This window comes from Acinetobacter chengduensis (genome assembly GCF_003664645.1).
Classification (GTDB): domain Bacteria; phylum Pseudomonadota; class Gammaproteobacteria; order Pseudomonadales; family Moraxellaceae; genus Acinetobacter; species Acinetobacter chengduensis.
Window position 1 is genome coordinate 58,937 of record NZ_RCHC01000001.1, and the last position, 13,253, is coordinate 72,189.

The window sequence follows — 13,253 nt, forward strand, 5'->3', positions numbered from 1 at the left end:
CTCTTTGTTATCCTTGCGAGCGCAGAATCTCATTCTTTGCCGCAACTTTCTTTTTCCATTGCTCCGCACGACGAGTACGGTCCGCAACTTGCCCCACAAGTTGTCCACACGCAGCATCAATATCATCACCACGTGTCTGACGAATCGTACACACAAATCCAGCATCAGACAAAGTTTTTTGGAAAGAAATAATGCGGTTACGACTTGAACGACCGTATGGTGCATGCGGGAACGGGTTAAATGGAATTAAATTGATTTTGCTCGGCAAGTTTTTCAGCAATTTAATCATTTGCTGTGCATGTTCAGGATGATCATTTACGCCATCCAACATCACATATTCAATTGTCACATGCTTACGTGAGCTTTCATTACCATCTTTAGCAATATAACGCTGACAAGCTGCAATCAATTGTTCCAAAGGATATTTTTTATTAATCGGCACAAGTTCATTACGAAGCTCATCATTTGGCGCGTGTAATGAAATTGCCAATGCAACATCAATATCCTTCACCATTTGATCAATTTTTGGCACAACACCAGAAGTTGATAAAGTTACACGACGCTTTGACATGCCGTATGCAAAGTCATCGAGCATCGTACGCATAGAATTTAGTACTGCATCATAATTAAGTAGTGGTTCGCCCATTCCCATCATCACGACATTCGTCACAGAACGTTCACGCTCAAGGACTGGTACGTCTTCCATATAAGAATAGTTGGCCATCCACAGCTGACCAATGATTTCAGCCTGATTTAAATCGCGCTGGAAACCCTGTTTACCTGTAGAACAGAATGAACAATCGAGCGCACAACCGACTTGCGATGAAATACACAAAGTACGGCGTAGCCCACTACGATGTTCTGCTGGAATCAGGACAGTTTCAACCAGTGAACCTTCGCCATCACCCACGCGGAATACCCATTTACGCGTACCGTCTTTCGAATAGTTTTTATGCACCACTTCTGGGGCTTTGATTTCACAAATTTTTTCTAATTTTTCACGCAATTTACCTGAAATGTTCGTCATTTCAGCGAAATCTGTCACGAAGAATTGATGAATCCATTTCATCACTTGCCCAGCACGGAACTTCTTCTCCCCCATATCTTCAAAGAATTTTTCCATTTGTGGACGTGACATGCCCAGTAAATTCACTTTTTCCACAGACTTTTGCTGGGTTGGAGCGGATGGAGATTGTTGCTGTGCATCAGAAACAACTGATGTAGCGACTACTTCAGTACTCATGTGTAATTACCTAAACCATGTCTAAAGATGAAAGGAGATGCTCAATATGTGAGCAAAGGATTATTCAGAGAATAAAAAAACCAGATAAGTATAATAACACTTATCTGGTTTGAATACTTCGAATTAACGAGTACGTGGAGCAATCTCAGTTTGAGCGAAGAAGTAGTTAACTTCACGATCAGCAGATGCTACAGAGTCAGAACCGTGAGCAGCGTTTTCGTCGATGCTTACAGCGAAGTCAGCGCGGATTGTACCAGGAGCAGCTTCTTTAGGGTTAGTTGCGCCAAGGATTTCGCGGTGAGCAAGAACTGCGTTTTCGCCTTCAAGAACAGAAACAACAACTGGACCAGAAGTCATGAATGCAACTAGGTCAGCAAAGAAACCACGTTCTTTGTGCTCAGCGTAGAAGCCTTCAGCTTCAGCTTGAGTCAAGTGTTTCATTTTAGTTGCAACGATTTGAAGACCAGCTTTCTCAAAACGAGCAAAGATGTCACCAATGTTGTTTTTAGCAACTGCGTCTGGTTTTACGATAGATAAAGTACGTTCGATAGCCATGGTAGACTCCTTAAGTCATAAAGTTGACAGGAAAATTTGGCGCATTATACCGAATAATGCGCTGTTTTCTGCTTTTGAGATGTAAAAAAATTGCTTTTTTCGATGCAGTGTTAACTTGCTTCGTCAATCCAAGCCATTTGAATCGCTTCCAGTAAACCTTCTGTCGATTTTTCTGGGTTATCCGCAAAGTCTGGCAAAGCGCACACCCATGCATGTAAATCAGTAAAGCGAATCCATTGTGGATCAACATCTGGATGAGCTTCATAAAGCTCAATTGCGATATCAATCGTATCTGTCCAGCGTAAGCCCATGTGCGCTATCCCTACATCCAATAAATGATGCTGTACTTTAGCAAATTTCTAAATCACTGCCTAAATATTCAATCAACAAAATATCATTTTATAGTCTTGCCAAATTTTTATGACCTGCCCTACAGCTACATTAGGTTAAAGCACAATATTTAAAACAGGTGCACTCAAAATAATTCCTGTTGCCACTACAGCACCAATCAATGCCCCGATGACCACATCGCTAGGATAGTGCAATCCCAAAACCATACGTGACAAGGCGACCAGTACAGTAAAAGGTAACATCAAGATGAGTAAAATGGGCTGTATCCATCCCAATACGGTCGTCACCATCACCGCGTGTAAAGTATGCCCCGAAGGAAAGCTAAAATGATCTAAAGGTCGTTCCCCCAAACGAATCACTTGATGCACTTGATAAGGCCGTGGTCGTACGGTTTTTTGTTTAAGCAACTTATATATACTGGTTCCCAGCAAACCACTCAGTGCGATGTATAGCAGTTGAAATGCATACATTAGTCCTTGTAGCATCCACACAGCCATCAACATGAGATACCAAAATATCCCATCGCCCAGACGGCTAATCATTTTAAAAAAGTAGGCGACGCGCTCGGAGTGAGAAAACGTATTGAGATAAATACAACCTTTTAAATCGAGATCAAGCATTCTTATTTTTGCATTTTTGAATTTCATGGCTCTCTCCTCAGGTGGTCAACGACCTTCCTTTCATCGCTTAATAGAGCTGGATTAGCTTGGTGCAATACTTCGCCTAGCAACACTATATAAAGCCTGCTCAAATTGTTGTACAGGATGCTTCCATCCTACATGCTGAACATCTACTTGTGCTTGTATACCCATGGTTTTTAATATTTCACGTGCAGGCAACATCTTTATCAATTCACTAAATTGTGTAAGTTGCCCCAAATCTGCCAACCACCCCGTGTGCCCCATACGCACATATTGATGCGCACAAGCCTTGTCATAAGCAACCACAGGTAAACCGCTGGCCATAGCCTCTAACACCACATTACCAAATGTTTCAACTTGACTTGGAAAGACAAAAGCATCAGCACTAGCATAAGCTTCTGACAATGCAATACCACTCAAGCTACCCATGAAAATAACGCGATACCCCTGAGCCAAACGCTGAAGTTTTTCACGCTCAGGACCATCACCTACTATAACCAAACACATAGGCTTTGTTTGGTGGTCTTGGCAGGCAATAAAGGCATTAATCAACACATGAAGTTCTTTTTCGGGAGATAAGCGCCCCACATAAAGCAACACCTTCGTATTTTCATCTGCACCCCACTGCTGACGCACCCGAACAGATGTATGCTGAGGATGGAAAATATCAACATCTACCCCACGCCCAACCACTACAGTTGGACACGTTACGCCTAAAGACTGCAACAACTTGGCTGTGCCTTCACTAGGTACACAGGTTAATTGTGTGCTGTTATGAAACCAACATAAATAACGCTGAATCGGCTTAAGTAAAAAAGCCAGATCAAAGAACCGACTAAAATCTTGAAAGGCAGAATGGAAACCACTAGAGATTGGAATTTGCTTATTTTTAGCCGCTTGTAATGCCGCCAAGCCCAGTGGTCCTTCCGTTACAATATGCACAACATCAGGTTCAAAACTTTCGATTGCGCCTGAAACTTTTAAAAACTGTGGCCAGCCAAATTTTAAACTCGGATAACGCGGGATCGACTGCGCTACAACCAGACATTCCTGATAGGGCTTAAAGCTCAAGCATGGATTTTTTTGTTGTGGGCGGATGAGTAAAATTTTATGACCCAGTGCCTGTAAGCCTTTACATAATTGAAGCAAAGATAGCGCGACACCATTAATTTCTGGTGGCCATGTTTCTGTCACAATCGCAATTTTTAATCGTGGCCGCACCAAATCATTCAACTCACGTCTATCCGCTTTAATATGATTGGAGTTTTTATTTTTAAAATAAAAGCGCAAGTTTTCTGGAAATTGCGGTTGCTTGAACAGGCTTGTCGCGACTTGATCAGACATAGGCCACCTATTTATGTTTTTTTGTTTAGCCTACTAAGATTTCTTTGCATTTTAATGTGGATTCGATGACACTTTTTTGACAATCATTAGGACATTAAACCAATCATTTTCTTTCTTACTGTAACACGTGTACAACCTGGCTTCGATTCCACTTCAAGCTCAGCATTGATTTTATTCAACCTCGTGCGCATGCTCTTTAAGCCCACACTCAAGCCTGACTCTTTCACTGCCGTGGTATCAAATCCAACACCATTGTCCTGCACAAAAGCAACTAACTCTTGATTTTGAAAACTCAAACTGACCTCCACACAATCAGCCTGACTATGCTTGAGCACGTTGGCGAGGCATTCCTCCAAGACGCGTTGCAATGCAATACATTCTGCTGGAGTCAGCATGCCTTGCCAGTTGTCCGGTATTTTCCAACAGATGCTTACACCCAATTCATCGAACAACTGATTAAAACGATGGCGTGTTGGTGCAACCCATAAAATAGGCGTGCCTGGTACAACAGTATCGAAGCTTGATCCGTAATCAATCATAAGTCTTAAGTCATCACGCAAATGCTTAAGTACTGATAAAAACTGACGGTTATTTAAATTTTCACTGTTGTGTTCAATTGATGCCATAGAACGCACTAATGAACTCCCCACCCCATCATGCAGGTCATGTGCAAATTGAATTCGCTCCTGCAATTTAGCATTTTTTAGCTCTAACTGATGGCTGTGTAACAAGCTATCTTCCAGCTCTGTACGCACCTGCTTAACGGTACGTTCAAGGCGGGCGTTAAAACGCTCTGCACCATTCATACTGCGGGTTAAGCGTAAAGCAAAAATACAGGCTAAAATTACCGCAGTAAAAGGTGATGCATAAACGGTTAATAAATTTCCTTTATGCTGATAAATCGTTAAACAATCATGCACTGATAAAGGCAAATACACCAAAAACATCACAAAGGCTAAACAATAAGCTTCTGGCTGTTTAGAACGATAAGCAATTATTGGATAAACCAAACAGTTGAATAGGTAAATACCAACGCCAACAATAAAACTGCTTTTAAGTAGAAAATCTAAATACTGTGCAGGTGCAAACCAAATGGATAAGAAAAAAACTAAAAACAACCAGACAAATAAACGCTCTAATTGAGGTGCTTTATAATTTGCAAAGCGCCATGCATATAAACAAGTAAAAAAAACAAACCCCAGAAAAACCAGACTTTGAATACGTGCAAAATCTAATGTTTTTAATGCAAATAATGGCTCTACAACAAGGTTCATACCGATATACAGCACCCAAAGTAAAGTCGCTAAAGCATAGTAACCAAATGCGCTTTCCTTGGGCCTAAATACCCAAACAAAAATAGCAATTAATCCTAATGCAACCTCTACACAAAGTGTATAGGTGAGTAAATCTCGCATCTCTAGCCAGGCACGCAGATACTTTGCCATTGTGGATTCATAGTCCCCAATGTAGACCGAACCAATACCTGGATTCAGCTCTGAAACACCCTCCACTCGAATATAAACAGTGTTTTCACCTGTTTTTAAGATACCAATTGGCAACATCCAGCGCCTGGGCATGTTCCAGTTGCGTGATAAAGGTTCTTCGAGTGATTTGTTTTGCCACAAAAAATGGTCATTAATATAAACCTGTCCAGCCATATTTATGAAACTGACTGACAGCATCATGGGCTGATTTTGCTTTTCTTCGCAATGGAATTGCCATGTCAACTTATACCAAACCGTACCACTAAATTTGGGCCAGCGGTCATTCCAATAATCTGGCGTAGCTGCAATGGCTTGCCACTGTTTAGCTTCTGGGCGACTTTTACCTTGTGGGCCAATCCCTTTTGCGCTTTGAATGTGCTGGAGTTCTGCATGACATTTGGTCGCATACTGATATGCCTGCGCCTGTGAACTGATGAAAACTGACAATAATAGTAGACAGAGGTTCAAAAATATTTGGCGTAGGTATGCCACATCCACATGATCAATACCTGTGAAACTTAAGCGTAAATTGCAAAATGCATACTGGAAAAACGCCAAAAGCGTCACCTTATTTTTTTAAATTATAAAGTTGCTCAATCATACGCACGCTTACATAACCAGTACAATAAAAATTTATAATAATATTCATTATCGTTTGTCAGATTTATCTGTGGGGCGAATATCACCCCACCTTATCAAATGATGCTCAGTGTCAATCACTGTATTCGATACATTAAGCCATCTTTAACCTGAAATAACTGTCCTTCGCCAAAATCGATTTGTTGCTTATCGCCACGCAAGCGCGGAAAACCAACCAATGCATCTAATTGTGCAGAGCGCTGAAACTGATGGGTCTTTGGATTAAACATCCAATAGATAAATCGTTTATCTTCTATTTTTTTACCATCGGAAACATCTGAAAGCACCACATCATAATAGCCATCAAAGTTTACATCCATATAACCAATACTATTTGCAAAGGCAGTAAAACCCGTCAAACTTTGTAATAATTTATTGCTATTTTTATCAATTACATCCACCTGTTTTAAGATTTTTCCCGATGGATATTGCGCATTGTCTACACCATAAAATTTGAATACTACAACGGGTTTATCGGATGCTTTAAAAGCAGGCTCAAAATTGAGTGATGTTTTAGCTGCCGAGGTATTCCAACTGGCCTGCATGATGCCAGTGTTGGCATTTAGCGTACCATTTAAAGTTTCATTGTTCGGTGTTGCCATACCATCAGCACTCACAGCGAGCAAATTGATTTGATCTGCTTTTTGTGTGCCTTTCAGTGCATAGCTCGTCGCACGCGTTTGATCATATAAAGAGCCATGCGGGTTCCAAATGCCTGCATAAAGATCTAAAAAGTAACGACCATCGGTAGAGCGAAGCATACGTTGCATAGAAACACGCACGTTATTTAAAGGCTTGAGCTGTTCGCTGGCAGATGTGGTTTGCGCTGTTTGTGTAAATGCTACACTTGGGAGAGCCAATACAGCAGTACAAAGGAGAATTTTGCTATTCATTGTGAATCTGCTTTCATAAAGGAGAATGAATTTATGCCTACTGTATCACAATTAAAATTATACCTAATCTACAATAAGCCCCTTTGATTTGTTGTGAATGAGTAAGAAAATTTGCAGTGTCAAAAATTGTTTAGATTTATAAACTGAGTTCGATTGATGACATGATTATTTAATAAAAAGATATGCAAGCAATTTATTGAATTAGTAAAAATAAAACTTGAGCTGTTAAGCCATGCCTCAGCTTGGGAGATGGAAATTATACAGTTGAACATGAACCCTCTGAACCTCAGGAGTGAAAGCTAAATAGCTCATGATTGCAACAAAATTCAAGCGCAAAATCATTTGGGTTTCCAAGATTCAACCATTTCAATTCTAATTTTGCATACTGACATGTTACATACAATTCAAATCCAAATCCTAATATTTTATTCTCACCAAGGTACTGCAATGAATCTCTCTCAAGTGTGTGTAAACTTTGGTTAAAACAAATAAAACCTATTTTTTTATCATCAACTAGCAATTCAACCCCATTTTTAACAACTTTTGCTGAAAGCCTAGAACAATCAGAAATATAATTATCTCTGCCCTTTAATAAACTATGTACAAAGAGCATTGAACTCTTTGAGTTATAACCATCCAAAACACTTTTATACCCCCAAGACTTCTCATCTACTATTTCACCGTAGTTTAATGAGCTTTGATATAAGGAATTCTGCAATACTTTCATTAGACCAAGAGAATGATATGTAAATTCTGCGTCACTAAAATTAATAAGTTTAAGATTCTTAAATAAATTATATTTAGCTAATAATTGGTGCAAGTCTACGTCTAAAATTTCATCATCCTGCGAAACCAATAAATAATAAAAAGAAATATGCAATGCAAACACCAACCCTTTTGTATAAGGAGCTGTGATCATTTGAACATAATCATATTTTTCAGAATCCGCTATATTCATTCGATCAAGTCTTTTTAATATTAGAACCAAATAATCACGGTATGCGCATATACCATGATCAACCCCAATATCATTTTTTATTTTTCCAAATTTTTCAGGGGGATTCATCTTTTCTTTTACAATTTCATTCAGTTTTTCATGATCGATTTTCTTAGATAAAATATTTAGCTGATCAAGTGAGTACAAATAAATGCTTTCAAATTGCTGTAATGCCTGTTTTTCAAGCTGAGCGCTAATTAGCTCTCGATTTTCAGATAACCCTTCTCTAGTTAACTTTAATGTCCACAAAACCCCCATAAGGCTGAGAAATGCAAACAGAGGATTTAACAATCCCCCCATGAAATCACCAAAAGCACCCAATGCATTTCGTGGCGTATCTCCCTCCCATAGTATTTTAAAATTAAAGGGATTACCTACTTTCTCAACGTAAACTCCCCAAAGATAATTTGCAAAGATAAAACAAATGAATAATGGCAAAATTATATAAAGAAACATTCCCCATAAAAATTTAATAAAAACTTTACCCTTCACCCAACAATCTCTCATTAAGTTCTTCTTTTTCTTATCATCCATAAAAAAACCCCGCTTCCGCAGGGTTTTTTATAGCATAAAAATCAGCTAAATAAAGAACTTAGTTCTTTTCTTTGTCAACGATCTTGTTTGCTTGAATCCAAGGCATCATCGCACGAAGTTTGTTACCAGTTACTTCAATACCGTGAGCAGCGTTTTGACGACGACGAGCAGTCATAGAAGGATAGTTTAAAGCACCTTCTTGAATGAACATCTTCGCGTATTCGCCAGACTGAATACGTTTAAGCGCATTACGCATCGCTTCACGAGATTGTTCATTAATTACTTCAGTACCTGTTACATATTCGCCGTATTCAGCGTTGTTAGATACAGAGTAGTTCATGTCCGCGATACCACCTTCGAACATTAAGTCAACGATCAATTTAAGTTCGTGTAGACATTCGAAGTAAGCCATTTCTGGTGCATAACCAGCTTCAACCAAAGTTTCGAAGCCCATTTTAACCAATTCAACAGCACCACCACAAAGAACTGCTTGCTCACCAAAAAGGTCAGTTTCAGTTTCTTCACGGAATGAAGTTTCGATAATACCAGTACGGCCACCACCTACGCCTGAAGCATAAGAAAGTGCTACGTTACGAGCGTTACCAGAAGCATCTTGGTGAATCGCGATTAAGTCAGGAACACCTGAACCACGTTGGTATTCAGAACGTACTGTGTGACCAGGTGCTTTTGGAGCAACCATGATTACATCAAGGTCAGCACGTGGAACAACTTGGTTGTAAAGAATTGAGAAACCGTGAGCAAATGCTAAAGTTGCACCTTGCTTGATGTTTGGCTCAATTACGTCACGGTAAAGTTGAGATTGGAATTCATCTGGAGTCAAGATCATTACTACGTCAGCTTGTGCTACAGCAGCAGGAACTTCAGCAACTTTAAGACCTGAATTTTCAGCTTTTTTCCAAGAAGTAGAGTTCGCACGTAGACCTACAGTTACGTCAACGCCAGAATCTTTAAGGTTAAGCGCATGCGCATGGCCTTGTGAACCATAACCAATGATCGCTACTTTTTTGCCTTGGATGATAGATAAGTCAGTATCTTTATCGTAAAAAATTTGCATTGCTGTCTCCGCTAAAATGCTTTTTTGTTTCCTTAACTCAACACGTTGAGGCTGTTTATTTTCGCCGTGTTAAGCGTCTGCCCTCATGGGCAGACATGTCTGTTTAAAAAATTAGATGGTTAAAACTTTTTCGCCACGCGCGATGCCTGAAACACCCGAACGCACAACTTCAAGAATGGTATTTTCAGCCAAGGCATCAATAAAACCATCAATCTTTTCAGTTGTCCCAGCGATTTGAATCGTATACGTCGTCGGGGTTACATCCACCACTTGAGCACGGAAAATATCCGCTGTGCGTTTGATTTCAGCACGTGCTGAACCTAATGCTTTCACTTTAATCAGCATCAGTTCACGCTCAATGTGTGCACCTTCAGACAAATCAACTACTTTTACAACTTCAACTAATTTATTGAGTTGCTTAGTAATTTGCTCAATCTTGTGGTCATCACCATAAGTCGTCAACGTTAGGCGTGACAGTGTTGGATCTTCAGTAGGCGCTACGTTTAAAGTCTCAATGTTATAATTACGTTGAGAAAATAAACCCACCAAACGTGAAAGCGCGCCTGCTTCATTTTCTACAAGTACAGAGATGATATGTCTCATGATGTGCGCTCCCCTTTACCTAACCACATGTCTTTCATTGACTGGCCAGCAATTAACATTGGATAAACGTGTTCACTACGATCAACCATCACGTTAATGAATACACATTTATCATTAATTGCCATGGCTTCAGCAAGCTTAGACTCAAGCTCATCCGCATGGTCAATTTGAATGCCAACATGACCGTATGCTTCCATCAATTTAGGGAAGTCTGGTAGTGACTCTACATAAGAGCTCGAATGACGACCTTCGTAGTTCATATCCTGCCATTGTTTCACCATACCTAAGGCACGGTTGTTCAAGCATAGAATTTTTACATTTAAGCCATATTGCTTACATGTAGAAAGTTCTTGGATACACATCTGAATAGATGCTTCACCTGTGATACACACCACTTGCTGATCTGGGAATGCAAGCTTAGCCGCCATTGCATACGGCAAGCCAACGCCCATTGTGCCTAGACCACCAGAGTTGATCCATTGACGTGGACGCGTATATTTGTAGTACAACGCGCCAAACATTTGGTGCTGACCTACGTCAGAAGTAATGATGGCTTGGCTATTGGTAATTTTGTCCAATGCTGCAACAACTTGCTGAGGCTTCATTGTGCCGTCAGTTGGCGCAACAATTTTCAAACCATGTGCTTCGCGCCATGCATTAATTTGCTTCCACCAATCGGCAATTGCTTCTGGATTTGGCTTAGAAACATTTAACTGTTTCAATTGAGCCAACATTTCCTGAAGTACAGGTTCAACTGCACCTACAATTGGAATATGCGCCATAATGGTTTTTGAAATCGTTGCAGGGTCGATATCAATATGGATCACTTTGGCATTTGGACAGAACTTAGCTGGATTATTGGTTACGCGGTCATCAAAACGCGCACCAATGGCTAAAATCACATCCGCATTCGCCATGGTCATATTAGCTTCGTATGTACCGTGCATACCCAACATGCCCACAAATTGTGGATCAGTGCCTGGGAATGCGCCTAAGCCCATTAACGTGTTAGTTACTGGATAACCCAATAAATGCGCAAGTTCTGTCAATAAAGCTGAAGCATTGCCCTGTACAACACCGCCACCCGTATAAATAATTGGGCGTTTAGCGCTAAGAAGCTCTTCAATTGCTTTACGAATTTGACCTGAATGACCACGGTGAGGTGGCTGGTAAGAACGCATCTTCACTTTTTCAGGATATTCGTAAGCGAACTTTTCTGCAGGATTGGTCGCATCTTTTGGAATATCGACAACCACAGGACCTGGACGGCCAGATGAAGCGATATAGAATGCTTTTTTGATAATTGCCGGGATTTCGCTAGCATGACGCACCTGGAAACTATGTTTTACGATTGGACGAGAAATACCGACCATATCAGTTTCTTGGAATGCATCTTCACCAATTAAGTGACTCGCAACTTGGCCTGACAAAATCACCATTGGGATTGAGTCCATGTAGGCTGTAGCAATTGGAGTGACTGTATTTGTAGCGCCCGGACCTGATGTTACGAGAACAACACCAGTCTTACCTGTTACACGTGAGTAAGCATCTGCCATGTGGCCAGCAGCTTGTTCGTGACGTACGAGGTAATGGTTAATTCTTTCTTGTTGAAATAGCGCATCGTAAATATGCAGTACTGCGCCGCCTGGGTATCCAAAAACATGTTCAACGCCTTCGTCCGCTAATGCGCGAACAAGCATTTCACCACCAGATAAAAGTTCCAACTTGATTCACCCTAATCTTTTTTCGTCGACAAATAGGAGATATTTGCGACGCTCATTCATTGATTGTCTGCACTGTTATAGCACACAAATTTCATAGTTTTCATAGCAATAAGAAAAAAATCTGACCTACTTGCTGTTTGAGCAATATGGGGTCTAAAACATGTTGGGATAAACATATTTTGTTGGCTTTGTTCATCTTCTCGGCTAGAGAGGAAGTCCATTGCTAAAATGTACTTATTCGAAGGGTGATCGATCTAAGACATATAAAACTAAAGACAGCATTTTTGTGGTTTAAACCTTTAATGTCAAGTTTAAAAATTAGCTTTTTCTTGTTTATTTAGAGACCGTTTACTTTTTAGTCTTTGTGAAGTAGTGCGCAATCTTGTCTTGCACTGATTTATGAGCATAAATTTTTAAAACAAATAAAAAACTTTTATATATTGAATAAATAATTTAAATATAAAAATCATTCTTCATTTTCCAAACCCTAAATTCCCTTCAATTCAATTTCTATGACCATTTAAATATTGATGAATTTACAAGCAATAACTGCCTATTTTTAAAACACTGTATTTAATAAACACCACTCATCTGTTGTCACACAAAAAGACATAGCGCGTTCATAAAAAAAGGCGCAAAATTTCCCTATAATTTTCATTATCATGATCTGTTATTGACTAAAAAAAGGATATCTCATCGACATGAAAAACACTTATACAAAGATAGGCCTATTGAGCCTTTCAATTGCACTAACTGGTCTTGCACCAAGCACATTTGCACAAAACTTTTATAAATGGGTCGATGCGAAAGGTTCGACACATTACACGGCAACTCCGCCACCAAGTAACGCCAAAAAGAAAAGCAAAGTTGAAACTTATGGCTGGAAAACAACACCTGCTGTTAAAGCAAACAATGCATCTGAAAGCGAACAGGTAACGCCACCTCAAAATGCACCAACGACTACTCCAGCGCAAACAAGCAACCATCAAACACAAAATACGCCAATACCACAGATAAGTAATCCAACACCGCCACAAAGTGCACCATCAGCAAATGCTCGTTAAATAGCATTGTTTGCGCTATAAAAAGCCACGCTCTTTAAGCTAAAAAGTAACAACAAACTTTGGTTTAAAGATATCCGTGGCTTTTTCCCATTTTAAAACATCGTCA

The 13,253-nt window shown here is 39.9% G+C and carries 12 protein-coding genes; 1 reads left to right on the plus strand and 11 read right to left on the minus strand.

The features are described 5' to 3' along the window. Window positions 1–7 precede the first annotated feature (7 nt). The 11 genes from rlmN to D9K81_RS00340 all read right to left on the minus strand — a co-directional run bounded on the left by rlmN (window position 8) and on the right by D9K81_RS00340 (window position 12,083). Entirely contained in the window at window positions 8–1,243 is a 1,236-nt protein-coding gene (gene rlmN / locus D9K81_RS00290; RefSeq protein WP_120374228.1) for a 23S rRNA (adenine(2503)-C(2))-methyltransferase RlmN, read from the minus strand. A 123-nt stretch (window positions 1,244–1,366) separates the two neighbouring features. Next, window positions 1,367–1,798 carry a nucleoside-diphosphate kinase gene (ndk, locus tag D9K81_RS00295; protein WP_106986093.1) on the minus strand — a complete coding sequence of 144 codons (432 nt, stop codon included), beginning with the start codon at window positions 1,796–1,798 and terminating at the stop codon, window positions 1,367–1,369. Between the two features lie 110 nt (window positions 1,799–1,908). After that, window positions 1,909–2,109 carry a Fe-S cluster assembly protein IscX gene (gene iscX / locus D9K81_RS00300; RefSeq protein WP_106986114.1) on the minus strand — a complete coding sequence of 67 codons (201 nt, stop codon included), beginning with the start codon at window positions 2,107–2,109 and terminating at the stop codon, window positions 1,909–1,911. Between the two features lie 135 nt (window positions 2,110–2,244). Then, complete coding sequence (locus tag D9K81_RS00305) at window positions 2,245–2,796, minus strand: phosphatase PAP2 family protein (protein WP_120374229.1); 552 nt, start codon at window positions 2,794–2,796, stop codon at window positions 2,245–2,247. A gap of 54 nt (window positions 2,797–2,850) precedes the next feature. Then, the gene (locus tag D9K81_RS00310) at window positions 2,851–4,134 is read right to left on the minus strand and encodes a glycosyltransferase family 4 protein (RefSeq protein WP_120374230.1); all 1,284 of its coding nucleotides are present in this window, start codon (window positions 4,132–4,134) and stop codon (window positions 2,851–2,853) included. 86 nt (window positions 4,135–4,220) lie between these two features. Then, complete coding sequence (locus D9K81_RS00315) at window positions 4,221–6,176, minus strand: sensor histidine kinase (RefSeq protein WP_147433932.1); 1,956 nt, start codon at window positions 6,174–6,176, stop codon at window positions 4,221–4,223. A gap of 158 nt (window positions 6,177–6,334) precedes the next feature. Beyond that, a complete protein-coding gene (locus D9K81_RS00320) occupies window positions 6,335–7,150 on the minus strand; it encodes an XAC2610-related protein (RefSeq protein WP_120374232.1) in 816 nt (271 codons plus the stop codon). A gap of 286 nt (window positions 7,151–7,436) precedes the next feature. Further along, window positions 7,437–8,681: a hypothetical protein gene (locus tag D9K81_RS00325; protein WP_121523072.1), complete on the minus strand. Its 1,245-nt coding sequence runs from the start codon at window positions 8,679–8,681 to the stop codon at window positions 7,437–7,439. 58 nt (window positions 8,682–8,739) lie between these two features. Next, on the minus strand, window positions 8,740–9,756 hold the full coding sequence (ilvC, locus tag D9K81_RS00330) for a ketol-acid reductoisomerase (RefSeq protein ID WP_120374235.1): 1,017 nt from the start codon (window positions 9,754–9,756) through the stop codon (window positions 8,740–8,742). 111 nt (window positions 9,757–9,867) lie between these two features. Further along, window positions 9,868–10,359: an acetolactate synthase small subunit gene (ilvN, locus tag D9K81_RS00335; RefSeq protein ID WP_120365147.1), complete on the minus strand. Its 492-nt coding sequence runs from the start codon at window positions 10,357–10,359 to the stop codon at window positions 9,868–9,870. Continuing rightward, window positions 10,356–12,083, minus strand: a complete 1,728-nt coding sequence (locus tag D9K81_RS00340; protein ID WP_120374236.1) for an acetolactate synthase 3 large subunit — start codon at window positions 12,081–12,083, stop codon at window positions 10,356–10,358. Before D9K81_RS00340 ends, ilvN begins: the two co-directional genes overlap by 4 nt. 701 nt (window positions 12,084–12,784) lie before the next feature. Here D9K81_RS00340 and D9K81_RS00345 point away from each other — a divergent pair. Continuing rightward, window positions 12,785–13,147 (plus strand): DUF4124 domain-containing protein, encoded by a 363-nt coding sequence (locus D9K81_RS00345; RefSeq protein ID WP_120374237.1) that lies wholly within the window; start codon window positions 12,785–12,787, stop codon window positions 13,145–13,147. The last annotated feature ends 106 nt before the right edge of the window (window positions 13,148–13,253 follow it).

What these genes read in the sequence shown, in the direction of transcription:
- rlmN (WP_120374228.1), bottom strand. Translation starts at nt 1,243, where the DNA reads ATGAGTACTGAAGTAGTCGCTACATCAGTTGTTTCTGATGCACAGCAA.
- ndk (WP_106986093.1), bottom strand. Translation starts at nt 1,798, where the DNA reads ATGGCTATCGAACGTACTTTATCTATCGTAAAACCAGACGCAGTTGCT.
- iscX (WP_106986114.1), bottom strand. Translation starts at nt 2,109, where the DNA reads ATGGGCTTACGCTGGACAGATACGATTGATATCGCAATTGAGCTTTAT.
- D9K81_RS00305 (WP_120374229.1), bottom strand. Translation starts at nt 2,796, where the DNA reads ATGAAATTCAAAAATGCAAAAATAAGAATGCTTGATCTCGATTTAAAA.
- D9K81_RS00310 (WP_120374230.1), bottom strand. Translation starts at nt 4,134, where the DNA reads ATGTCTGATCAAGTCGCGACAAGCCTGTTCAAGCAACCGCAATTTCCA.
- D9K81_RS00320 (WP_120374232.1), bottom strand. Translation starts at nt 7,150, where the DNA reads ATGAATAGCAAAATTCTCCTTTGTACTGCTGTATTGGCTCTCCCAAGT.
- D9K81_RS00325 (WP_121523072.1), bottom strand. Translation starts at nt 8,681, where the DNA reads ATGGATGATAAGAAAAAGAAGAACTTAATGAGAGATTGTTGGGTGAAG.
- ilvC (WP_120374235.1), bottom strand. Translation starts at nt 9,756, where the DNA reads ATGCAAATTTTTTACGATAAAGATACTGACTTATCTATCATCCAAGGC.
- ilvN (WP_120365147.1), bottom strand. Translation starts at nt 10,359, where the DNA reads ATGAGACATATCATCTCTGTACTTGTAGAAAATGAAGCAGGCGCGCTT.
- D9K81_RS00345 (WP_120374237.1), top strand. Translation starts at nt 12,785, where the DNA reads ATGAAAAACACTTATACAAAGATAGGCCTATTGAGCCTTTCAATTGCA.